This window comes from Rhodoferax sp. XS2R6 (assembly GCF_056521365.1).
The window spans coordinates 392679-414535 of record NZ_JBWMAY010000004.1 but is presented as its reverse complement, the minus strand read 5'-3'; the positions used below and the strand labels follow the sequence as shown (position 1 = coordinate 414535).

Sequence of the window (21857 nt, the reverse complement as noted above, 5' to 3'; positions counted from 1 at the left end):
AAATGCCAAAACACCAAAAAATCAGGCCGCCCCAATGTTCGGAATCAGCCCACCCACCGGCTGCCCGTTCTTCAGCGCCGCCGTAAACGCCAGCATGCGGTCAATCGGCAGACGTGCGCGGTCGAGGTACTTGGCATCCACCTGGATTTCGTTGGTGCCCAGCTCCAGCACCTGGGCCACGCCGGCCAGGCCGTTCATGGCCATCCAGGGGCAGTGGGCGCAGCTTTTGCAGGTGGCGCTGTTGCCGGCGGTGGGGGCTTCGATGAAGGTTTTGGTGGGGTTGAGCGTGCGCAGCTTGTGCAGCATGCCGTTGTCGGTGGCGACGATGAAGGTGTCGGCGTCCAGCGTCTGCGCGGCCTTGAGGATGGCGCTGGTCGACCCCACGGCGTGGGCCAGGGCCACCACGTCCTGGGGCGACTCGGGGTGCACCAGCACCTTGGCCTTGGGGTGCTCCTTGATCAGAGCCTCCAGCTCAAAGGCCTTGAACTCGTCGTGCACGATGCAGGCGCCTTCCCAGAACACCATGTCGGCACCGGTTTCGCGCTGGATGTAGCCACCCAGGTGTTTGTCGGGTGCCCACAGAATCTTCTGGCCCTTGTCTTTGAGGGCTCGCACGATGTCCAGCGCGCAGCTGCTGGTCACCAGCCAATCGGCCCGCGCTTTGACGGCGGCGCTGGTGTTCGCGTAGACGACCACGGTGCGGTCTGGGTGCTGGTCGCAGAAGGCGCTGAATTCGCTGATGGGGCAGCCCAGGTCTAGCGAGCAGGTGGCATCCAGGTCGGGCATCAACACGGTTTTGTGCGGCGACAAGATCTTGCTGGTCTCGCCCATGAACTTCACGCCCGACACCACCAGCGTCTGCGCGCTGTGGTCGCGGCCAAAGCGGGCCATCTCCAGCGAATCGCTCACCAGGCCGCCGGTTTCTTCGGCCAAATCTTGCAGGTCCGGGTGCACGTAGTAGTGCGACACCATGACCGCGTTCTTCTCTTTCAGCAGACGCTTGATCTTGTCCTTCAGCGCCACGCGCTGCGAGGGCGTGGGCTCCACGGGCACGCGCGCCCAGGCATGCTTGGTGGAGCAAGCGGGCTGTTCGTACTCGACGTCAATCACATCGCTGGCAGACATCACAGCTCCTCAAAACGCATGGAGAAATCGGTGGCCTTCACGTCTTTGGTCAGCGCGCCGATGGAGATGCGGTCCACGCCCGTGGCGGCAATGGCGCGCACGGTGTCCAGGCTCACGCCGCCCGACACTTCCAGAATCGCGCGGCCAGCGTTGATGGCCACGGCCTGCACCAAGTGGGCCATGGTCATGTTGTCCAGCAGCACCATCTGGGCGCCGCAGTCCAGCGCTTCGCGCAGTTGGTCCAGCGTTTCCACTTCCACCTCAATGAACTTGGCGCTGGCCGCGAGCTGACTGGCGCGCTGCAGCGCGGCGGTTACGCCACCGGCAGCGGCAATGTGGTTTTCCTTGATCAGCACGGCGTCGAACAGGCCAATGCGGTGGTTGGTGCCGCCGCCCGCGTGCACCGCGTACTTTTGCGCCATGCGCAGGCCGGGCAGGGTTTTGCGGGTGTCCACAATGGCGGCGCGGTTGCCGGGCACCGACTCCACGGCGCTCACAAACGTGGCGGTCTTGGTGGCCACGGCGCTCAGCAGTTGCAAAAAGTTCAGCGCCGTGCGTTCGGCCGTCAGCAGCGCTTGGGCGTTGCCTTCAATTTCCACCACCACCTGATCGGCCACGCAACGCTGGCCTTCGCGCACATGCCAGATGATGGCGGCGGATGGGTCCAGCGCCCGCACGGCGGCGGTGGCCCAGGGCTCGCCGCACAACACGGCGGCTTCGCGCGCGACCACGCGGGCGCGGGCGCGGCGGGTCGGGTCGATGAGGGAGGCGGTCAGGTCCCCCGCGCCCACGTCTTCTTGCAGGGCACGGGCCACGTCGGCCTGGGCCAGGGCGGTGATCTGGGCGGTGGAATAGTCAGAATTGCGCATAGGGCCGCAAGGATACCGGGTTTGCCGCCCGCGCAGCAGTGCGCCGGGCAGCGGCCATGGCGGCTAAAATGACCTCCAACGAGGATTCATCCATGAACATTTTCCGCCGCCCCGACTACCAATCCGAGGCTACCCAGTTTATTGACCAGCTCAAGACTGCTAAGCCCACGCTGGAAGCCGAGCAACGCCAGGGCCGCGCCCTGCTGTGGGACAAGAGCGTGGACCGCAGCGCGGTAAAGGCCTATGGCGAGGCCCGCGTGGAGCAAAAGCCCTACGTCTACCAGACCAACGCCAAATAAGAGCCAAATAGGCCTCTAGCCCGCGTGGATATTGCGCGAGCAGCTCCCAATTCAATAGCAAATCATGAGCACCCCCTCTACGGACAGCGGCTCTGACGCGACCGCCCTGGCCACCATGCCCGAGGTGGTGGACCGGGTTGCGCTGGCGCGCCTGTACGGTGAGCCGCTGTTTGCCATGCCGCAGGATTTGTACATCCCGCCGGACGCGCTAGAGGTGTTTCTGGAGGCCTTCGAAGGGCCGCTGGACTTGCTGCTGTACCTGATCCGCAAGCAGAACTTCAATATTCTGGACATTCCCATGCTCAGCGTGACCAAGCAGTACCTGGTCTACGTGGACCAGATCCGCAAGCACAACCTGGAGCTGGCGGCCGAGTACCTGCTGATGGCGGCGATGCTGATCGAGATCAAGTCGCGCATGCTGCTGCCGCCCAAAAAGACGGCCGAGGGCCAGGAAGCCGAAGACCCGCGTGCCGAGCTGGTGCGCCGCCTGCTCGAATACGAACAAATGAAGCTGGCCGCGGCCCGCCTCAACGCCATTCCGCAGTACGGACGCGACTTTCTGAAGGCCAACGCCCATATTGAGCAAAGCCTGCAGCCGCGTTTTCCGGATGTGCAGCTGGTGGACCTGCAAGAGGCCTGGCGCGACATCATGAAACGTGCGCGCCTGGTGCAGCACCACAAGATCAGCCGTGAAGAACTGTCGGTGCGCGAACACATGAGCATCGTGCTCAAGCGTCTGCAGGGCCAACGTTTTGTGGGGTTTGAAGACCTGTTTGACGCCAGCCAAGGCGCTCCCGTGCTGGTGGTGACCTTTATTGCCCTGCTGGAGCTGGCCAAGGAAACCCTGATCGAGATCACCCAGGCAGAAGCCTTTGCACCGATTTACGTGCGCTTGGCCTATTCCCCCGCCTGAGTGGTGTCACTAACCGATACGCCCGCTTGCGGTTAGTATCGGCCCCGCATCCCGCCCAACCCCCTGTTGATGGAGTCTCTGTCCATGGCCCAAGAACCTGCCGGTAACGCGTCTGCTGCGGCATCCCCTTACGGCACGCTGCCCCCAGCTTCGCCCATGGCGACCCGCAAACCCATCAGCCTGCCGCGCATTCAAGAGATGCACACACGCGGCGAAAAAATCACCATGCTCACCGCCTACGACGCCACCTTTGCGGCCGTGGCCGATGCGGCGGGTGTGGAATGTATCTTGGTGGGCGACTCGCTAGGCATGGTCTGCCAGGGCCTGCACAGCACCGTGGGCGTGAGCCTGCAAGACATGGCCTACCACACCGAAAGTGTGGCCCGCGGCCTGCGCCGCGCCCAGGGCACGGCCTGGCTGATTGGTGACCTGCCGTTTGGCAGCTACCAAGAGTCCAAGGAACAGGCCATTCGCAGCGCCAGCGTGCTCATGCAGGCCGGCGCGCACATGGTCAAACTCGAAGGTGGTGGCTGGACCACGGAGGTGGTGCACTTTCTGGTGGAACGCGGCATCCCCGTCTGCGCCCACCTGGGCCTGACGCCGCAAACCGTACACGCGCTGGGTGGCTACCGTGTGCAGGGCCGGGGCGATGTGGCCTCGGACCTGATGAAGAAACAAGCCCTGGCGCTGCAAGACGCCGGTGCTTCCATGGTGGTGCTGGAGATGGTGCCCGCACCCCTGTCGGCCGAGCTGACCCAAGAGCTGCCCCACTGCGCCACCATCGGCATTGGTGCGGGCAAGGGCACGGCTGGCCAGGTGCTGGTGTTGCACGACATGCTGGGCGTGAACCTCGGCAAAAACCCCAAGTTCGTGCGCAACTTCATGGCCGAATCCACCAGCATCCGCGGTGCCATGGAAGCCTATGTGGCCGCCGTGAAAAACGGCACGTTCCCTGACGACACCCTCCACGCCTGGTGAAATAACACGCGTATGCAACTGATCCACACCATTGCCGAGCTGCGCGCAGCGCTGAGCCAGTACCGCCACCCCGCCGTGGTGCCCACCATGGGAAATTTGCACGCCGGCCATCTGGCCCTGGTGCGCCAGGCCAAGCCGCTGGGCGACGTGACCGTGTCCACCATCTTTGTGAACCGGCTGCAGTTTGCGCCGCACGAAGACTTTGACACCTACCCGCGCACGCTGGAAGCCGACTGCGCCCAGCTGGAGGCCGCGGGCTGCGACATCGTGTTTGCCCCCAGTGAACAAGAGTTGTACCCCCAGCCCCAAACCTTCAAGGTGCACCCACCCACCGAGCTGGCCGACATCTTGGAAGGCCACTTCCGCCCGGGCTTCTTCATCGGTGTGTGCACCGTGGTCATGAAGCTGCTGGCCTGCACCCAGGCGCGCACCGCGCTGTTTGGCAAAAAGGACTACCAGCAGCTCATGGTGATCCGCAACATGGTGAAGCAGTTCGCCCTGCCCATTGATGTGGTGGGCGGTGAAACCCAGCGCAATGAAGCGGGTCTGGCCCTGTCCAGCCGCAACGGTTACCTGAGCCCGGCCCAGCGCGAAGAGGCGCTGCTGCTGTCGGCCACGCTGCGCAAAATTGTGGCGGCCCTGCGGGCTGGCGAAACGGACGTGGCGCGGCTGGAGGCAGAAGGCATGCAGGCCCTGCGCAGCGCAGGCTGGGTGCCCGACTACGTGGCCGTGCGCCGCCAAGCCGACTTGCAGGCTCCGCGCAATGGCGACGCCATGGTGGTGCTGGCGGCCGCAAGGCTAGGCAGCACCCGGCTGATTGACAACATCGAAGTCTGAGCGGCGCGCACGGGGCGTAAAAAAGCCCGGGACCAGCCCGGGCATAAAAACCTTGGAATACCGTAGGGAGCTTAGAAGGTGTACTTCAAGCCCATTTCAACCACATCACCTTCGCCATTCGCCTTGGCCAAGCCCGCAAAGTCAAAGTACAACTGCATGTTCTTGAACGGGGTGTAACCGACACCGGCAGACCACTCGTCACGGCCGTTGGTGTTTTCAGGTTTGACCTTCTGCATGGACAGGCCGAAGTCGAACTCACCCATCACGTAGGTCAATGCCAAACCGGTGTAAGAGGTCTTGATCTTGGCGGTGCTTTCCACGTCAGCAACCAGGCCCTTCAAAGCCAGATTGCCCATTTGGTAAGTAGCGGCCAGGCCCGTGGCGTAGCGGTCGGTGTTCAACTCGCCTTGGGTCTTGGAGCTGTCCGCTTTGTACTTGGCCAACTCGCTCCAGCCACCGGCCAAAGTGAGGCTGCCAATCTTGTAGGTCGCGGCCAGGGCGAAACCATTGGAGTTTTCGGGGTTGGCGGCGGGGCCAACTGCCGAGGTGTAGTCCACGGCAAAGCTCAGGTCACCCAGCTTGTGGCTGTATTGCACATGGCGACCCTTGTTGGCAGAGGCAGGCTCTGTCATGAAGGCGTTTTCGCCATGGCCCACGCCCAGCGTTTCCATGACGTTGTCTTCGATGAAGCTGTCGAACTGGCCGGCGGAGAAGCGACCAAACTTTTTGCTGGCGATGCCAACGCGCGTGTCGTCGGAGGTGAAGGCGGAGTTGTCAACGACGGGGTCGTAGTCCACTTCGATTTCGCCGAAGATGGAGATGTCTTCGTTGATGGTCTTGGTGGCCTTGATTTCCACTTGGTTCAGGCCCTTGCCCAGCACTTCGTTGATTTCACGACCAGCGGCATTTTTCTTGCTGACATAGTAAGTGCCGACGTCCACGTTCACTTCAAACTTGACGTCTTTGTCGGTGGCCAGCTCGCCAGCCTGTGCGCCCAGCGCCAGTGTTGCAACTGCGAGTGCAACAGCAGATTTTTTCAACATTCCATACTCCATTTTTTAGCGGGTTAAAAAGTCATATCAAGACAAGACACAACGACCGCGGAGTCTGAAGAGTGAATAAGACGGACCGGTTAAATTGGCATTAAGTTTTGGTTACATCGGTGCAGGGCAACGCCCTCTGCAGGCGCAGAGACACAAGAGACACAAGGAATACAAAGCGCGGCAGCGGAGCAAGGTCCGCTGTTGAACCGGAACGATCCATCCGCGCACGGGGCCGTGCGCCCCGGGGTGTTTATTTATGGCGGAAGACGATGGCTTCGAGCTGCATGCCGCGGATTTGCTTGGCTGCAGCGTCGGCCTTGGCCTTGGTGGCAAATCCGCCTACACGCACACGCGTGAGCTTGCCGACATTGGTTTCCAGCAGCTCGGTGTAAGCGGGCATGCCTGCTTTTTCGAGTTTCTGAAATGCATTGCTTGCATTCGAAGGCACGGCAAACAAGCCCACATTGATGTAGTAACCCGTCTCCATCTTCACCGGACCGGCCGGCTTGGCTGGTGCTGCTGGGGCAGCCACCGGTTTGGGTTCGGGTGGCAGGCTGGCCATGGGCGCGACTTCAGGCTTGGCCGGTTCGGCCACTGCGCTGCTGGTTGCCACCGGCGCGGGCTCGGCCGCTGCGGGGGCGGCGGGTGCTGTCGCGGTGGGTGGGGTAGCTATGTCGGCAGATGCAGGCTCGTTGTTGCCCCAGAAGGTCAGCGCCTTGGGCCAGATGGCACAGCCCGACAGCAGCAGTGCACAAACCATCGCCGTGCTGGCGATCTGGCCGCTGCGAACCATGCGGGTGCGGCGCGAAGAACTCAACAGAATGGACATGGGGCGGTGCTTTCTGGGTAAGGCTGCAGCGTACAGGTGCGCTGGCGTCAGCCCCAAAATGTACCGCAAGCCCAGGCCGGTGCGAGTGCACACTGACCTGGAAACAACACCCTACAGGAAGCGGTCCAGGATTTTCTTGCTGTGGGCGTCCAGCGCAAACTGGTCGCGCACCAAATACTGGATGCCATGGGCATCGGCAATCAGCAGGCCGTTGTCCTTGCCAATGCGGCGAATGTCCTCGTCGCCCCGCAGCACGAAATCGGTGTCGCCGCGGTCAGTCTGCACGGCCCAGGTGCAGGGCGTGGAGTAACTGGTGACCGACACAATGCGCGTAATCACCGGCATGAACTCACGTGTGGTCAGCTCGGCGCGGATCAGGTCCTGCGCAGGCTGCGGCACATCGGCCAGCAGGTCCACCCAGGCCACTTCCTTGCCATCGGTACTCACCAGCGAAATGCCGTCTTCGGGCGACTGGATGGGAAACGCGCGCACCGGCACCACGCCTTCAAAACGCTCACCGGCCTCATTGGTCAGCACCAGTTTGCCAAAAGCGGTTCGTTCCAGCGTGAAACGGCTGGCCGTCACGGTTTGCAGGGCGCTCATGCGGCGGACTCCTCAAGCATAGTGTTGTTGCGTGCCTGGGCTTGGTAGAGGTTGTAGTAGGCGCCCTCGGCCGCCATCAGCACGTCGTGGGTGCCCTCTTCCACCACCCGTCCGCGGTCCAGCACCACCAGGCGGTCGGCCCGGTGCAGCGTGGAAAGGCGGTGCGCAATGGCGATGGTGGTGCGGCCTTGCACCAGGTTTTCCAGTGCTTTCTGAATCTCTTTCTCGGTCTCCGAGTCCACCGACGAGGTGGCTTCGTCCAGGATCAGGATGCGCGGGTCGATCAGCAGCGCGCGTGCAATCGAAATACGCTGGCGCTCCCCACCGGACAGGCCCTGGCCGCGCTCACCCACCATGGAGTCGTAGCCCTGCGGCAGGCGCAGGATGAACTCGTGCGCATGGGCCGCACGCGCGGCAGCAATGATCTGCGCGCGGGTCGCATCGGGCTTGCCATAGGCGATGTTGTCGGCAATGGTGCCGAAAAACAAAAATGGTTCCTGCAGCACCAGGCCAATGTTCTGGCGGTAGTCCGAAATGGCAAACGAGCGGATGTCCACACCGTCCACCAGAATCGCGCCTTCAGACACATCGTAAAAACGGCAAATCAGATTCACCAGCGTGCTTTTGCCGGAGCCGCTGTGGCCCACCAGGCCAATCATTTCGCCGGGTGCAATCTTCAGGTTGATGCCGCGGTTTACCTCGCGGTTGCCATAACGAAACCCCACATCACGCACCTCAATGCGGCCCTGCACCTGGCCCATGGGTACCGGGTTTACGGGCTCTGGCACGCTGGAGACGTGGTCCAGGATGTCAAAAATGCGCTTGGCAGCCGAGGCCGATTTCTGGGTGACCGACACGATGCGGCTCATGGAATCGAGTCGGCCGTAGAAACGGCTGATATAGGCAATAAAGGCCGTGAGCACGCCCACGGTGATATCGCCCTTAGACACCTGCCAGATACCAAACGCCCAGACCACCAGAAGGCCCAGTTCGGTCAAAAACGACACGCTGGGCGAGAACAGGGACCAAATTTTGTTGATGCGGTCGTTCACCGCGAGGTTGTGTTTATTAGCCTCACGAAAGCGTGCAGCCTCACGCTTCTCTTGCGCAAAAGCCTTCACCACCCGCACACCCGGAATGGTGTCGGCCAACACGTTGGTCACCTCGCCCCAGACGCGGTCAATCTTCTCAAAACCTGTGCGCAGGCGGTCGCGCACAAAGTGGATCATCCAGGCAATAAAGGGCAATGGCACCAGGGTGACCAGTGCCAGCCAGGGGTTGATGGAGAACAGGATGATCGCGGTCATGGTCAGCATGATCACGTCGGTGGCGAAGTCCAGCAGGTGCAGAGACAGGAACACACAAATACGATCACTCTCGCTGCCGATGCGTGACATCAAGTCGCCCGTGCGCTTGCCGCCAAAGTACTCCAGCGAAAGGCGCAGCAGGTGTTCGTAGGTGGTGGTGCGCAGGTCCGCACCAATACGCTCGGACACCAGCGCCAGGATGTAGGTCTTGGCCCAGCTCAGCACCCAGGCCGCCACGGCCGAGCCCAGCAGCCCCGACATATACAAGGTCACCAGCATGGGGTCGATCTGCTGCCCGTTCTGGAACGGAATGAGCACGTTGTCCATGATGGGCATGGTCAGGTAAGGCGGCACCAGGTTGGCGGCCGTGCCCAACAGGGTGAGCACAAAGCCCAGCAACAGCTGCCCGCGGTAGGGCTGGGCAAAACGCCACAGGCGAAACAGCGTCCAGGTGCTGGGCGGGGTGTGGACCACCTTGGTGCAGACCGGGCATTCCTCCTGGTCCGCCTCCAGCGGGGCCTTGCAGCTGGGGCAGACCTGTGTAAGTGCCTGCGCCAGCGGGCGGCCCGACACGGTGCTCTCCAGCTGGGCCTGAAACTGGTCTACCAGGCGCAGGGCATGCAGGTTTTGGCCCAGCGTGAAGCGCCATGTACCGCGCAGGCCGGTGGCGTCCATGAAATCCAGGTGCCCCACCCCGGCGTGGTCGTGGTGTTGCAGGGTTTGGCCGGCCTGCAGGTCCCAGGACTGCCAGGGCGCTTCCGGCCCCGCCCGGCTCAGCAGGCGCCGGCTGGTGACCAACACCAGGCCTTTGACGAAGCGCAACTGGGTGTCAAGGTCAACCTCCAGCGAGGCCAATACGTTCTCTTGGGGGTGCAGCTGCTGCTGCACAGGGGCCCGCCATTGCGGAGCAAGCTCTCCGGGCAGCACAGAAACAGCAAGGGCGTCAGGGGTCATCTACTTCAAGGGAAAAGGTTTAACTCGGGATTTTGCGTCATCTGCGCGCCAAGGCGCCAAGGACAAATCCGTTACACAACACGGGGGCTGAGCGAAAATACATAACGCGCGCCGCGTCACAATGGTGCACCGCCCCTTCTCACACAGCCATGACAGCCAAGAAAACCATCGACATTCTCCGGGTCACCTACCTGCGCGGCCCCAATATCTGGACGTATCGCCCTGTCATCGAGGCTTGGCTGGACATCGGCAGCTTGGAGGACCACCCCTCCAACACCCTGCCCGGCTTCTACGAACGTCTGACCATCTGGCTACCGGGGCTGGTTGAGCACAAATGCAGCCCCGGCGTGCGCGGTGGTTTTCTGCAGCGCCTGCAGGAAGGCACCTGGGCAGCCCACATCGTGGAGCATGTGACCCTGGAAATCCAGAACCTGTCCGGCATGCAAACCAGCTTTGGCAAGGCCCGCCAGACCTCCAAACCCGGCGTTTACAAGGTGGCGTTTCGCACCCGGCAAGAGCAGATTGGCCGCAAGGCCCTGGTGGTGGCGCGTGACCTGGTGGTGGCGGCCATCAATGACACCCCCTTCGACCTGGCGGGCGAAATCACCAGTTTGCGCGACATGGTCGATGCGTTGTGCCTGGGACCCAGCACCTCCAACATCGTGGACGCGGCCACCGCCCGCAGCATCCCCCACATTCGCCTGACCGAAGGCAACCTGGTGCAACTGGGTTATGGCAATGCGCAGCGCCGTATCTGGACCGCCGAGACCGACCAGACCAGCGCGATTGCCGAAGAAATCGCCAGCGACAAAGACCTGACCAAGAGCCTGCTCAAGGCGTGCGGTGTACCGGTACCCGAAGGCACCCTGGTCAACTCCCCCGAAGCGGCCTGGGAGGCTGCACAAGACATCGGAATGCCCGTCGCCATCAAGCCGTATGACGGCAACCATGGGCGCGGTGTGTCGCTGGAGTTGATGGACCAGGCCAGTGTGGAGACCGCCTTCCAGGTGGCCAAAGAACAAAGTGGCGGCAGCGTGATCGTGGAAAAGTTCATCCCGGGCAATGAACACCGCCTGCTGGTGGTGGGCAAACGTGTGGTGGCGGCGGCGCGCGGTGAATCGGCCTGGGTGGTAGGTGATGGTGTATCCAGCGTGGCCACGCTGGTCGACCAGCAACTGAACACCGACCCGCGCCGCGGCACGGGCGAAGATGCCCCCTTGAATCGCATTGAGCTGGCAGACAACCCCGAAGTGGCGCTGGAGTTGGCGCGTGCCGGGCTGGCAGCAGACTCCGTGCCCGCCAAAGACCGGAAGGTGCTGATCCAGCGCAACGGCAACGTGGCCTGGGACGTGACCGACCAGATGCACCCCAGCGTGGCCGCCACCGCTGCCCTCGCCGCCCGCGTGGTGGGCCTGGACATTGCGGGCATCGACATGGTGATGGAAGACATCAGCAAACCCATGAAGAGCCAGCGCGGCGCCGTGATTGAGGTGAACGCCAGCCCCGGCCTGCTGGCCCACATCAAACCCGCCAACGGCGAAGGCCGCCCCGTGGGCCGCGCCATCGTGGAGCACCTGTTTGACCCGCAGGCCGATGGACGTATTCCCGTCATTGGCATCACCGGCACCCAAAACACCGGCCGCCTGGCGCGGCTGGTGGCCTGGCTGGTCCACATCAGCGGCCGCCATGTGGGCCTGGCCTGCAGCGAAGGCCTGTACCTGGATGGCCGCCGCGTGGTGACCACCGACTGCGCCCACTGGGAACCCAGCCAGCGCCTGCTGATCAACCGATCCGTGCAAGCCGCGGTGTTTGAAAACAGCAGCGCCATGATTCTGGGCGAAGGCTTGGCCTACGACCGCTGCGCCGTGGGCGTGGTGACCAACGTGGGTTGGACCGAATCCCTGCGCGACTTCGACATCCTGGACGCCGAGCAAACTTTCAAGGTCGCACGCACCCAGGTGGACGTGGTGCTGCCCAGCGGCACCGCCGTGCTCAACGCGACCGACCCGCAGGTGGTGGAACTGGCCGAGCTGTGTGATGGCCAGGTAATTTTTTATGCCCCCGATGCCCAACACCCAACCCTGGTGTCGCACCGGGCCGCAGGCGAAAAAGTGGTGTTTGTGCGCCAGGGCGAAGTGGTGCTGGCCCACAAGACCGAAGAAATCGCCCTGCTGCCACTGCACACCCTGAACCCCGTCAAGGCGGCCCAACCCGAGCTGGTGATGGCTGCGGTGGCTGCCGCCTGGGCGCTGAACATTCCTGTTGAACTGATTGCAGCCGGCCTGCGCACCTTCGACTCCAATCCCAAGAAAACTCCTTACTGAGCCCTCCATGCAAGTGAACCGCATCCGCGCCCTGCGCGGCCCCAATTTGTGGACCCACCACACGGCCATCCAGACCGTGGTGGAGTGCAGCGCTGACGAGTGCAGCATTGCCTCGCTAGTCGGGTTTGAACCCCGCCTGCGCGCGCGTTTCCCCGAGATCAGCCCCTTCCAGGCCACCGGCCATGACGACCAGGTGTCGATGGCACGGGTGCTGGAACTGGCCACACTGGGCCTGCAAGCCCAGGCCGGTTGCCCGGTCACCTTCAGCTGCACCACACCCACGGTGGAGCCGCATGTGTTCCAGGTGGTGGTGGAGTACAGCGAAGAAGAGGTGGGCAAGCTGGCGCTGGAACTGGCGCAGCAGTTGTGCCAGGCCGCCCTGAACGACACCCCCTTTGACCTGCCCGCCGCACTGGACCAGCTGCGTGAACTCGACGAAGACGTGCGCCTGGGGCCCAGCACCGGCTCCATTGTGGACGCCGCCGTGGCGCGCGGCATTCCCTACAGCCGCATGACCGAAGGCAGCATGGTGCGCCTGGGCTGGGGCAGCAAACAGCGCCGCATCCAGGCCGCCGAAATGGACGCCACCAGTGCCATTGCCGAAGCGATTGCGCAAGACAAAGAGTTGACCAAAAAACTGCTGGCCGCCGCCGGTGTGCCGGTACCCGGGGGCCGTGCGGTGACCGATGCCGACGACGCCTGGGCCGCTGCGCAAGAGATTGGCCTGCCCGTGGTGGTCAAACCCAACGACGGCAACCAGGGCAAGGGCGTGACGGTGAACATCACCACCGAAGCCCAGCTACGCAAGGCCTACCTCACAGCACGTGAGTTCCGCGACGACATCCTGGTCGAGCGTTTTATGCCAGGCAACGACTTCCGCTTGCTGGTGATTGGCGACAAGCTGGTGGCTGCGGCCCGCCGCGACCCGCCCAAGGTGGTGGGCGACGGTGTGCACACCATTGCCCAACTGGTCGAGCAGGTCAACCTAGACCCACGCCGAGGTTCGGGCCATGCCACCTCGCTCACCAAGATCCGCTTTGACGACATTGCCCACGCCTGCCTGGCTACACAAGGCCTGACCGCCGACTCGGTGCCCGACAAGGGCCAGCGGGTCAACCTGCGTAACAACGCCAACCTGTCCACCGGCGGCTCCGCCACCGATGTGACGGACGATGTGCACCCCGAAGTGGCGGCGCGTGCCATTGCCGCCGCCCATATGGTGGGCCTGGACATTTGTGGCGTGGACGTGGTGAGCGACAGCATCCTGCAACCGCTGGAAGAACAAGGCGGTGGCGTGGTGGAGGTGAACGCGGCCCCGGGCCTGCGCATGCACTTGTCACCCTCGTTTGGCAAGGGCCGGGCGGTGGGCGAAGCCATCATCTCCAGCATGTTCAAAAAAGGGCAGAACGGCCGCATTCCCATCGTGGCGGTGACCGGCACCAACGGCAAAACCACTACGGTGCGCCTGATCTCGCACCTGCTGACGCAAAGCGGCCTGCGTGTGGGCATGACCAATACCGACGGTGTGTACGTCAACGGCGAGTGCATTGACACCGGCGACTGCAGCGGCCCGAAGAGCGCACGCAGTGTGCTGCTGCACCCCGACACCGATGCCGCTGTGCTGGAAACCGCACGTGGCGGCGTGCTGCGCGAAGGCCTGGCGTTTGACCGCTGCGATGTGGCGGTGGTGACCAACGTGGGCAGCGGCGACCACCTGGGCCTGAACTACATCACCACGGTGAACGAATTGGCGGTGCTCAAGCGCGTGATTGTGCAAAACGTGGCCACCACCGGCACCGCCGTGCTCAACGCGGCCGACCCCATCGTGGCGGCCATGGCGGCCAAGTGCAAAGGGGCCGTCACCTTTTTTGCAACCGACCGCAACCACCCCGTGATGGCCACCCACCGTGCGCAAGGCCACGCGGTGGTGTTTGTCGAAGGCGGCCACCTGATCGCGGCCAAGGGCGAGATGCTGCAATCCATCCCGCTGGCCGATGTGCCGGTGACCCTGGGTGGCGCGATTGGCTTCCAGGTCGAAAACGTGATGGCCAGTGTGGCCGCGGCTTGGGCGCTGGGCCAGGACTGGGCCAGCATCCGCAAGGGCCTGGCCAATTTCTCCAACGACAGCGACAACGCACAAGGCCGTTTCAACCTGTTCACCTACCGCGGTGCCACCGTGATTGCCGACTACGGCCACAACCCCGACGCCATGCTGGCGCTGGTACAGGCGGTGGAGGCCATGCCGGCCACACGCCGCTCGGTAGTCATCAGCGGTGCGGGCGATCGGCGCGACCAGGACATCCGCCAACAAACCGAAATCCTGGGCAATGCCTTTGACGAGGTGGTGATGTTTGAGGACCAGTGCCAGCGCGGCCGCAACGATGGCGAAGTGATCGCCCTGCTGCGCGAGGGCCTGGCCAACGCCAAGCGTGCGGTCAGCCGCTCGGAGGTGTTTGGCGAGTTCCTGGCCATTGACACCGCGCTGGACAAACTGCAACCCGGCGAGTTGTGCCTGGTGCTGGTGGACCAGGTGGAAGAAGCCCTGGCCCACATCGCGGCCAAGGTGCAAAAAGGCTAGGCGCCTTCGGCGGTCGGTTCGCGGCCCATCAGGGCCATGACCGCCTGGGCCGGCAGCAGCCGGCCGTCCAGCAAATCCACCACCCCCTGGGTAATGGGCATGGGCACGCCCAGGTGCTGGGCGCGCTGCAACACGGTGCGTGCGCTGTACACACCCTCGGCCACATGGCCCAGGGCCTGCACCGCTTGGGCCAGTGTCTGCCCCTGCGCCAGTGCCAGGCCCACCTTGCGGTTGCGGGACAAATCACCAGTCGCTGTGAGCACTAGGTCGCCCAGACCGCTCAGGCCCATAAACGTCTCGGGTTTGGCACCCAAAGCCAGGCCCAGGCGGGTAATTTCGGCCAAGCCGCGCGTCACCAGGGCCGCGCGGGCATTCAAACCCAGCTGCAAACCGTCACACAGACCGGTGGCAATGGCCAGCACGTTTTTCACGGCGCCGCCCACTTCCACCCCCACCACGTCATCATTCGCATAGACCCGCAGGGAACTGCCGTGGAAAGCCGCCACCAGCGCGTCGCGCACAGCGGCATGCGCACTGGCAGCCACCAGCGCCGTGGGTTGGCCTGCCGCCACCTCTTGCGCAAAACTGGGGCCGCTCAGCACCCCGGCCAGCAACTGAGGTGCGGCCTGCGCCTGCACCTCATGACCCAGCAGGCCATGGGCGCCCTGCACCGACGACTCAAACCCCTTGCACAGCCAGGCCACAGGCGCAGACACGCCCTGCAGCTGCGTCAGCATCCCACGCAGGGCGGCCATGGGCGTCGCCACCACCACCAGATCGGAGGGCTGGACCGCCACCAACAGCGACGCCAAGGGCTGGTCGCTCAATTGCAGGGAGGGAGGCAGCGCCTGCGCTGGCAGGTAACGCGTGTTCTCGCGCCGCGCCGCCATGGTGGCCACCAGGGCCGCATCACGTGCCCACAGGGTGACCGTGCGGCCGGCCTGCGGCGCGCGTGCGGCGCTGATGGCCAGGGCTGTACCCCAGGCACCGGCCCCTAACACTATGATATTCATAGCTGCTTGCGCAATATCCATACGGGCTAGAGGCCAAAATGGCCCCTAAGCACGCTTACTGGGGCAGTGTTCCGGCAGGGGCGCCGGCTGCGTCCATCTGTTGCTGCTCGTACATGGCCTGGAAGTTGATTTCCGACAGGTGCACGGGCGGGAAGCCACCGCGCTGAATCAGGTCGGCCACGTTGCCACGCAGGTAGGGGTAGACGATTTGTGGGCAGGCGATGCCCATGATCTGGCCCAACTGCTCCTGGGGCAGGTTGCGAATTTCAAAAATACCGGCTTGCTTGGCTTCCACCAGAAACACGGTTTTGTCTTCGATCTTGGTGGTGACCGTGGCGGTCACGCAGACTTCATACACACCCTCGGCTACGGGGGCGGCTTCCACGCCGAGCTGGATGTCCACCGAAGGCTGCTCTTGCTGCAGCAGGATAGCGGGGGAATTGGGTTGCTCCAGCGACGCTTCCTTCAGGTACACGCGTTGAATCTGGAATACGGGATCTTGGTCAGCCATGGCAATAGTCTCTCTAGATAAACAGAAGCCCGCCGGCACAACACCGACGGGCTACGAAAACAAAATTCGCTGGGCAGAATTATGTCAGGCCGCTGCGCCCAACAAGGGAAGCAAGCCGCCCCGGCTGTCCAGCGCCATCAGGTCGTCACATCCGCCCACGTGGGTGTCGCCGATAAAAATCTGCGGCACGGTGCGCCGGCCGGTGATTTCCATCATTTTCATGCGCTCTTCGGGCTGGGCATCGACCCTGATTTCCTCGATGGCCTCGACGCCTTTGGACTTGAGAATCCGCTTGGCCTGCACACAGTAGGGGCAGACGGCGGTGGTGTACATCTTGACGGCTTGCATGGTCTTCTTACCTTGGGTTCAACAGGCCTGGTTCAGGCCTTGTCGACCGGAAGGTTAGCGGCTTTCCAGGCTTTCAGCCCGCCGGCCAGCGATTGGGCCTGCTCGTAACCCAGTTTTTTGGCGGTGGCCACCGCGCGGCCCGAACGGGCGCCGGTCTGGCACACCAGCACCACGGGCAAGGCCTTGTTTTTCACCACCCCGGGCAATTTGGCCTCCAGATCGGCCAAGGGAATGTTCTTGGAACCCACGATGTGGCCCTGTGCAAACTCTTCGGGCTGGGACACATCCACCACCACCGCCTTCTCGCGGTTGATCAGTTGCACGGCCGCATTCGGGGCAATGCCCACAGCCGTGGCACCTTGCAACACGGGCCACAGCAGCAGCGCGCCAGATGCCAGGGCAATCGAGATCAGCATCCAGTTGTCGATAATAAATTTCACTTTGTTCCTTGTTGGTTACTTCACACTAACCCGGCATTTTAGAATGGCGAGCTGTACGCCGCCGGGCACCCTGCCCGGTCCCCCCACTGCTTTGTGACCCATACCATGTACAAACTCGTTCTCGTACGCCACGGCGAATCCACCTGGAACCTTGAAAACCGCTTCACCGGCTGGACCGATGTGGACCTGACCCCCCTGGGTGTGGAACAGGCCAAAACCGCCGGCAAGCTGCTCAAGGCCGACGGCTACGAGTTCGACGTGGCCTATACCAGCGTGCTCAAACGCGCCACCCGCACCCTGTGGCACACGCTGGACGAGATGGACCGCACCTGGCTGCCCGTGGTGCACAGCTGGCGCCTGAACGAACGCCACTATGGCGCCCTGCAGGGCCTGAACAAGGGCGAAACTGCCAAACAATACGGCGATGACCAGGTGCTGGTCTGGCGCCGCAGCTACGACACCCCGCCACCCGCGCTGGAAGCCACCGACCCACGCAGTGAACGTTCGGACATCCGTTATGCCAAGCTGCAGGCCGACCAGATTCCTCTGACCGAGTGCCTCAAAGACACTGTGGCCCGCGTGCTGCCGTTCTGGAATGAAGCCATGGCGCCCGCCATCCTGGCTGGCAAACGTATCGTCGTGGCCGCGCACGGCAACTCCATCCGTGCACTTATCAAGTACCTGGACAACATTTCCGATGACGACATCGTGGGTGTGAACATCCCCAACGGCATTCCGCTGGTGTACGAACTGGACGCCAACCTTAAACCGATCCGCCACTACTACCTGGGTGACGCCGAGGCCGCCGCCAAGGCTGCAGCAGCCGTAGCCTCCCAAGGCAAGGCCTGAGCTGGCTAGACCAGCCCCACTGAAATAGTGGGGCTGCTGGGGAACCGGGGCGAAAGAGTGACCTCCAAGGTGTATATTGGTGCGGCACAGGAATACATATGGGTCACAAACTGAAAATTACCGGCTGGATTGCATTGGGCGCACTGGCCGGGGCACTAACCACCGTGTCGCTGCAAACCGTAGCGCGCAACACCCTGACCCCCTTGCCTCTGGAAGAGCTGCAGCAACTCGCCGCGGTGTTTGGCATGGTCAAGAGTGACTACGTCGAGCCGGTGGACGAGAAAAAACTCATCACCGACGCCATCGCTGGCATGGTGGCCAGCCTGGACCCCCATTCCCAGTACTTTGACAAAAAGTCCTTCAAGGAATTCCGCGAAGGTACGTCGGGCAAATTCGTCGGTGTGGGTATCGAGATCACCCAGGAAGACGGCCTGGTCAAGATCGTGTCCCCCATCGAAGGCTCCCCCGCCTTCCGCGCCGGCCTCAAAACCAATGACCTGATCACCAAGATTGACGACACCGCTGTCAAAGGCCTGTCGCTCAACGACGCCGTCAAACGCATGCGCGGCGAGCCCAACACCAAGGTGTTCTTGACCATCTTCCGCAAGGACGAAAACCGCACCTTCCCGGTGACCATCACGCGTGAAGAAATCAAGCAACAGTCGGTCCGCGGCAAAGTGATTGAGCCTGGTTACGCCTGGATTCGCATCAGCCAGTTCCAGGAACGCACGGTCGATGACTTCACTCGCAAGCTCGACGAGGTCTACAAACAAGACCCCAAGCTCAAAGGCCTGGTGCTGGATTTGCGCAACGACCCCGGAGGTTTGCTCAATGCAGCGGTGGCCATCTCGGCGGCCTTTTTGCCCGAAAACGTGACCGTGGTGTCCACCAACGGGCAAACCGCCGAAAGCAAACAAATCCTCAAAGCCACGGCACGCGACTACATGGGCCGCGATGGCTCAGACGCCATCAAGTCCCTGCCCGCCAGCCTGAAGAAAATCCCGCTCATCGTGCTGGTGAATGAAGGATCGGCGTCTGCCAGCGAAATCGTGGCCGGTGCCCTGCAGGACCACAAACGCGCCACCATCATGGGCAGCCAAACCTTTGGCAAAGGCTCGGTGCAAACCTTCCGCCCCCTGGGCCCGGATACTGGCCTGAAGATCACCACCTCGCGTTACTACACGCCTAGTGGCCGGTCCATCCAGGCCAAAGGTATCGTGCCCGATGTGATGCTGGACGACACCGAAGAAGGCAGCCCCTACGCCGCCCTGCGCATGCGCGAAGCCGATCTAGAAAAACACCTGACCAGCGGCCAGGGCGAAGAGAAAAAAGACCCGGCGCGCGAAAAAGCACGCGAAGAAGCCATGAAGCGCCTCGAAGAAGAGTCCCGCAAACCGGCCTCGGAACGCCGCCCGCCCGAGTTTGGTTCGGACAAGGACTTCCAGTTGCAACAGGCCGTGAACCAGCTCAAAGGCAAACCCGTGCTGGTGAGCAAGACCCTGACCGAGCGCAAGGAAGAAAGCAAGGACAACTGATCTGCCATGCAGGATGACGCGCTGCTGCGTTACTCGCGGCACATTCTTCTGGATGAGATTGGGATTGAAGGGCAGGAGCGGCTGAACGCTGCCCATGCCTTGGTCATTGGGGCCGGTGGTTTGGGTTCTCCCGCTGCCATGTACTTGGCCTGCGCCGGTGTAGGCCACATCACGGTGGTCGACCCCGACACCGTCGACCTTACCAACCTGCAACGGCAAATCGCCCACACCACAGCGCGCGTGGGCCAGCCCAAAGTGGATTCCCTGGCCATCACCTTGCAGGGGCTCAATCCCTTGGTACGGGTCACCCCCATTCAGGGCGAAGCCAACACCGACACCCTGCCCGCCTGGGTGCAGCAGGCCGATGTGGTACTGGACTGTTGCGACAACTTCGACACGCGCCAGGCGGTCAACGCCGCCTGTGTGGCACACCGCAAACCCCTGGTGTCCGGCGCCGCCATTCGCTTCGATGGCCAGATCAGTGTCTTTGACCCGCGCGCGCATGACTCACCGTGTTACGCCTGCGCTTTCCCGCCGGGCGATGCACCACCAGAAACACAGTGCGCCACCATGGGGGTGTTTGCGCCTCTGGTCGGCATTGTTGGCGCCATGCAAGCCGCAGAAGCGCTCAAGCTGTTGCTGGGTCTGCCCCCCAGTCTGGCGGGGCGTTTGCTGATGCTGGATGGCCGGGCGATGGAATGGACTGAAGTACGCCTGCCCCGGCACGCCCATTGCGCGGTGTGCGCAAAGCGTTAAAGCCGCATAGATCGGGCGCCAAGACCGGGCAAATTCTGCCTTCAGGCCCAAAGCTTCCTGTTAGACTTTGAATACACTTTTGCGAACCCATTGACGCACCCTGTGGCCATCCACGCACCTTCCTCATCGGTCCATCTGCAGCATTTGCAGCTGGACGATGCGCGTGCCTTGCTCGACCATGGCCTGAACCTCAGTTTGCCACCCGCAGACGCCTCGGCCACCGCCCACTTACAAGCCATCATCGACGGCTTGTGCGAGCTCTCCCTCAAAGACCCCTTAACCGGCTTGGCCAACCGCCGCCACTTCCGCCAGGTGGTAGACCGTGCGATTGATGTGGTTGCGCGGTCCGGTGAACCTGCGCTGATGCTGATGCTGGACATTGACCACTTCAAGAGTGTGAATGACACGCACGGCCATCAGGCCGGCGACCAAGTGCTGCAGGCCATTGCCAAAACCCTGCAAGGCTGCGTGCGGCCTATGGACACCGTGGCGCGCCTGGGTGGTGAGGAATTCGCCGTCATGCTGCCCAGCTGCCATACGGCGTATGGCTCCATCGTGGCTGAGCGCATCCGCAAGGCCATTGAGACCATGCCGATCCAAATTGCGCCGGGCCAGACCATCCAGGTCACGATCAGCATCGGTGGCGCATTTGCGCCCGAATGGGTGCGCTCCACAGCCGCCCTGTGGAGCGAGCGTGCTGACCAGCAGCTCTACCGCGCCAAGGCCGAAGGCCGCAACCGCGTGCTGCTGGACCAGCAGCAAGAAGTATTTGTCAGTGCCGAAGAAAAGAACCTTTTGTTCGGTCACTTGTCGCTGGGCGACCCCGCCTGGATCGAAAGCGCCCCCACCGATCTGTCGGGCGGGAATAGCAATGGCGCCATGCAGAGGGTGTTTTGATGTCTGACGTGCTAAATCCTCCCGAAACCGCTGAAGGCAGCACCGGTGTGCCGCTCAAGCCTTTGGGTAAAGTGGTGGCCGTTACCAGTGGCAAAGGCGGCGTGGGCAAGACCTTTGTTTCGGCCAACCTGGCAGCAGCACTGGCCAAACGCGGTCACCGCGTGCTGGTGCTCGACGCCGACCTGGGCCTGGCCAACCTGGACGTGGTACTGAACCTGTACCCCAAGATCACTTTGCACGATGTGTTTACCGGCAAGGCCAAACTCGAAGAAGCAATCATCCGCGCACCCGGTGGTTTTTCGGTACTGTTGGCGGGTTCGGGCATGGTCGAATACTCGCGCCTGACACCCGAGGTGCGCGACGACTTCTTGCGCATCATGTCCGGCCTGGTGCCGCATTACGACGTGGTGCTGCTGGACACTGGCGCCGGTATTTCTGACGTAGTGCTATTTGCGGTATCCCTGGCCTCCGAGGTGCTGGTGGTCGCAACGCCGGAGCCGACATCGCTGACCGACGCCTACGCCACCATCAAGGTGCTGGCCAGCCAGCAAAAACGCAGCAGCATTCGCGTGGTGATCAACCAGACCGCCCGACTGGGTGACGGCCGCGCCATCACCACCCAGCTACAGCAGGTGCTGGACCGCTTTGTCACCACCGAGAGCGGCAAGCCGCTGAAGTTGCTGCACATGGGTGACATTCCGGTTGATCCGTCGGTACGCCAGGCCATCATGCGCCGGCAGCTGCTGATGCAAACCATGCCAGGTTGCCCTGCTGCGCTGGCCATTGCCCAACTGGCCATCAAAATCGAAGAGACCGTCGCGCCGCGCGCGGCCTGAGCGCTGCCGTCCC

At 62.9% G+C, this 21857-nt stretch carries 21 protein-coding genes; 11 read left to right on the top strand and 10 right to left on the bottom strand.

Going from position 1 to position 21857, the window contains the following annotated elements; all coding sequences use genetic code 11:
* Nucleotides 1–21: 21 nt before the first annotated feature.
* Entirely contained in the window at nt 22–1125 is a 1104-nt protein-coding gene (nadA, locus tag AC097A_RS15765) for a quinolinate synthase NadA (protein WP_479621561.1), read from the bottom strand.
* Nucleotides 1125–1994: a carboxylating nicotinate-nucleotide diphosphorylase gene (gene nadC / locus AC097A_RS15760; RefSeq protein WP_315473619.1), complete on the bottom strand. Its 870-nt coding sequence runs from the start codon at nt 1992–1994 to the stop codon at nt 1125–1127. The genes nadA and nadC overlap by 1 nt, the downstream gene beginning before the upstream one ends.
* 92 nt (nt 1995–2086) lie before the next feature.
* On the opposite strand from nadC, the gene AC097A_RS15755 reads away from it, so the two are divergent.
* The 4 genes from AC097A_RS15755 to panC all read left to right on the top strand — a co-directional run bounded on the left by AC097A_RS15755 (nt 2087) and on the right by panC (nt 5021).
* A complete protein-coding gene (locus AC097A_RS15755; protein WP_105261497.1) occupies nt 2087–2293 on the top strand; it encodes a DUF3460 family protein in 207 nt (68 codons plus the stop codon).
* Between the two features lie 64 nt (nt 2294–2357).
* On the top strand, nt 2358–3206 hold the full coding sequence (locus AC097A_RS15750) for a segregation and condensation protein A (RefSeq protein WP_479621560.1): 849 nt from the start codon (nt 2358–2360) through the stop codon (nt 3204–3206).
* Nucleotides 3207–3290: 84 nt separating this feature from the next.
* On the top strand, nt 3291–4184 hold the full coding sequence (panB, locus tag AC097A_RS15745) for a 3-methyl-2-oxobutanoate hydroxymethyltransferase (RefSeq protein ID WP_105261498.1): 894 nt from the start codon (nt 3291–3293) through the stop codon (nt 4182–4184).
* 12 nt (nt 4185–4196) lie between these two features.
* Nucleotides 4197–5021 carry a pantoate--beta-alanine ligase gene (gene panC, locus AC097A_RS15740; RefSeq protein ID WP_479621559.1) on the top strand — a complete coding sequence of 275 codons (825 nt, stop codon included), beginning with the start codon at nt 4197–4199 and terminating at the stop codon, nt 5019–5021.
* A 71-nt stretch (nt 5022–5092) separates the two neighbouring features.
* On the opposite strand, the gene AC097A_RS15735 is transcribed toward panC, so the two are convergent.
* From AC097A_RS15735 to AC097A_RS15720, 4 genes are all read right to left on the bottom strand, one after another.
* Nucleotides 5093–6064: a porin gene (locus AC097A_RS15735; RefSeq protein WP_161499912.1), complete on the bottom strand. Its 972-nt coding sequence runs from the start codon at nt 6062–6064 to the stop codon at nt 5093–5095.
* 250 nt (nt 6065–6314) lie between these two features.
* Nucleotides 6315–6893, bottom strand: coding sequence for an SPOR domain-containing protein (locus AC097A_RS15730; RefSeq protein ID WP_479621558.1), 579 nt, complete (start codon nt 6891–6893; stop codon nt 6315–6317).
* A 111-nt stretch (nt 6894–7004) separates the two neighbouring features.
* Complete coding sequence (locus AC097A_RS15725; RefSeq protein WP_479621557.1) at nt 7005–7496, bottom strand: cyanophycin metabolism-associated DUF1854 family protein; 492 nt, start codon at nt 7494–7496, stop codon at nt 7005–7007.
* Nucleotides 7493–9757 (bottom strand): cyanophycin metabolism-associated ABC transporter, encoded by a 2265-nt coding sequence (locus tag AC097A_RS15720; RefSeq protein ID WP_479621556.1) that lies wholly within the window; start codon nt 9755–9757, stop codon nt 7493–7495. Before AC097A_RS15720 ends, AC097A_RS15725 begins: the two co-directional genes overlap by 4 nt.
* 149 nt (nt 9758–9906) lie before the next feature.
* On the opposite strand from AC097A_RS15720, the gene AC097A_RS15715 reads away from it, so the two are divergent.
* On the top strand, nt 9907–12081 hold the full coding sequence (locus AC097A_RS15715) for a cyanophycin synthetase (RefSeq protein ID WP_479621555.1): 2175 nt from the start codon (nt 9907–9909) through the stop codon (nt 12079–12081).
* Nucleotides 12082–12088: 7 nt separating this feature from the next.
* Nucleotides 12089–14659 carry a cyanophycin synthetase gene (cphA, locus tag AC097A_RS15710; RefSeq protein WP_479621554.1) on the top strand — a complete coding sequence of 857 codons (2571 nt, stop codon included), beginning with the start codon at nt 12089–12091 and terminating at the stop codon, nt 14657–14659.
* Here the strand turns inward: cphA and AC097A_RS15705 are convergent.
* The 4 genes from AC097A_RS15705 to AC097A_RS15690 all read right to left on the bottom strand — a co-directional run bounded on the left by AC097A_RS15705 (nt 14656) and on the right by AC097A_RS15690 (nt 16971).
* The gene (locus AC097A_RS15705; protein ID WP_479621553.1) at nt 14656–15672 is read right to left on the bottom strand and encodes an NAD(P)H-dependent glycerol-3-phosphate dehydrogenase; all 1017 of its coding nucleotides are present in this window, start codon (nt 15670–15672) and stop codon (nt 14656–14658) included. The two genes, cphA and AC097A_RS15705, sit on opposite strands and share 4 nt — an antisense overlap.
* Before the next feature lie 55 nt (nt 15673–15727).
* The gene (gene secB, locus AC097A_RS15700) at nt 15728–16183 is read right to left on the bottom strand and encodes a protein-export chaperone SecB (RefSeq protein ID WP_105261063.1); all 456 of its coding nucleotides are present in this window, start codon (nt 16181–16183) and stop codon (nt 15728–15730) included.
* An 84-nt stretch (nt 16184–16267) separates the two neighbouring features.
* Nucleotides 16268–16531 (bottom strand): glutaredoxin 3, encoded by a 264-nt coding sequence (grxC, locus tag AC097A_RS15695; protein WP_479621552.1) that lies wholly within the window; start codon nt 16529–16531, stop codon nt 16268–16270.
* A 32-nt stretch (nt 16532–16563) separates the two neighbouring features.
* Nucleotides 16564–16971 carry a rhodanese-like domain-containing protein gene (locus AC097A_RS15690; protein ID WP_479621551.1) on the bottom strand — a complete coding sequence of 136 codons (408 nt, stop codon included), beginning with the start codon at nt 16969–16971 and terminating at the stop codon, nt 16564–16566.
* A gap of 105 nt (nt 16972–17076) precedes the next feature.
* On the opposite strand from AC097A_RS15690, the gene gpmA reads away from it, so the two are divergent.
* From gpmA to AC097A_RS15665, 5 genes are all read left to right on the top strand, one after another.
* On the top strand, nt 17077–17820 hold the full coding sequence (gene gpmA / locus AC097A_RS15685; protein ID WP_105261066.1) for a 2,3-diphosphoglycerate-dependent phosphoglycerate mutase: 744 nt from the start codon (nt 17077–17079) through the stop codon (nt 17818–17820).
* A 98-nt stretch (nt 17821–17918) separates the two neighbouring features.
* A complete protein-coding gene (locus AC097A_RS15680; RefSeq protein WP_479621550.1) occupies nt 17919–19355 on the top strand; it encodes a S41 family peptidase in 1437 nt (478 codons plus the stop codon).
* A gap of 6 nt (nt 19356–19361) precedes the next feature.
* Nucleotides 19362–20111, top strand: a complete 750-nt coding sequence (locus AC097A_RS15675) for a HesA/MoeB/ThiF family protein (RefSeq protein WP_479621549.1) — start codon at nt 19362–19364, stop codon at nt 20109–20111.
* A gap of 102 nt (nt 20112–20213) precedes the next feature.
* Nucleotides 20214–21008, top strand: a complete 795-nt coding sequence (locus tag AC097A_RS15670; RefSeq protein ID WP_479621548.1) for a GGDEF domain-containing protein — start codon at nt 20214–20216, stop codon at nt 21006–21008.
* Nucleotides 21008–21844, top strand: a complete 837-nt coding sequence (locus AC097A_RS15665; RefSeq protein WP_105261069.1) for a MinD/ParA family protein — start codon at nt 21008–21010, stop codon at nt 21842–21844. Before AC097A_RS15670 ends, AC097A_RS15665 begins: the two co-directional genes overlap by 1 nt.
* The last annotated feature ends 13 nt before the right edge of the window (nt 21845–21857 follow it).

Coding starts and splice junctions, on each gene's coding strand:
- panB (WP_105261498.1), top strand. CDS start 3,291: ATGGCCCAAGAACCTGCCGGTAACGCGTCTGCTGCGGCATCCCCTTAC.
- AC097A_RS15665 (WP_105261069.1), top strand. CDS start 21,008: ATGTCTGACGTGCTAAATCCTCCCGAAACCGCTGAAGGCAGCACCGGT.
- gpmA (WP_105261066.1), top strand. CDS start 17,077: ATGTACAAACTCGTTCTCGTACGCCACGGCGAATCCACCTGGAACCTT.
- AC097A_RS15725 (WP_479621557.1), bottom strand. CDS start 7,496: ATGAGCGCCCTGCAAACCGTGACGGCCAGCCGTTTCACGCTGGAACGA.
- AC097A_RS15715 (WP_479621555.1), top strand. CDS start 9,907: ATGACAGCCAAGAAAACCATCGACATTCTCCGGGTCACCTACCTGCGC.
- AC097A_RS15730 (WP_479621558.1), bottom strand. CDS start 6,893: ATGTCCATTCTGTTGAGTTCTTCGCGCCGCACCCGCATGGTTCGCAGC.
- AC097A_RS15750 (WP_479621560.1), top strand. CDS start 2,358: ATGAGCACCCCCTCTACGGACAGCGGCTCTGACGCGACCGCCCTGGCC.
- AC097A_RS15675 (WP_479621549.1), top strand. CDS start 19,362: ATGCAGGATGACGCGCTGCTGCGTTACTCGCGGCACATTCTTCTGGAT.
- AC097A_RS15735 (WP_161499912.1), bottom strand. CDS start 6,064: ATGTTGAAAAAATCTGCTGTTGCACTCGCAGTTGCAACACTGGCGCTG.
- grxC (WP_479621552.1), bottom strand. CDS start 16,531: ATGCAAGCCGTCAAGATGTACACCACCGCCGTCTGCCCCTACTGTGTG.
- AC097A_RS15680 (WP_479621550.1), top strand. CDS start 17,919: ATGGGTCACAAACTGAAAATTACCGGCTGGATTGCATTGGGCGCACTG.
- nadA (WP_479621561.1), bottom strand. CDS start 1,125: ATGTCTGCCAGCGATGTGATTGACGTCGAGTACGAACAGCCCGCTTGC.
- AC097A_RS15755 (WP_105261497.1), top strand. CDS start 2,087: ATGAACATTTTCCGCCGCCCCGACTACCAATCCGAGGCTACCCAGTTT.
- AC097A_RS15705 (WP_479621553.1), bottom strand. CDS start 15,672: ATGAATATCATAGTGTTAGGGGCCGGTGCCTGGGGTACAGCCCTGGCC.
- cphA (WP_479621554.1), top strand. CDS start 12,089: ATGCAAGTGAACCGCATCCGCGCCCTGCGCGGCCCCAATTTGTGGACC.
- AC097A_RS15720 (WP_479621556.1), bottom strand. CDS start 9,757: ATGACCCCTGACGCCCTTGCTGTTTCTGTGCTGCCCGGAGAGCTTGCT.
- nadC (WP_315473619.1), bottom strand. CDS start 1,994: ATGCGCAATTCTGACTATTCCACCGCCCAGATCACCGCCCTGGCCCAG.
- secB (WP_105261063.1), bottom strand. CDS start 16,183: ATGGCTGACCAAGATCCCGTATTCCAGATTCAACGCGTGTACCTGAAG.
- panC (WP_479621559.1), top strand. CDS start 4,197: ATGCAACTGATCCACACCATTGCCGAGCTGCGCGCAGCGCTGAGCCAG.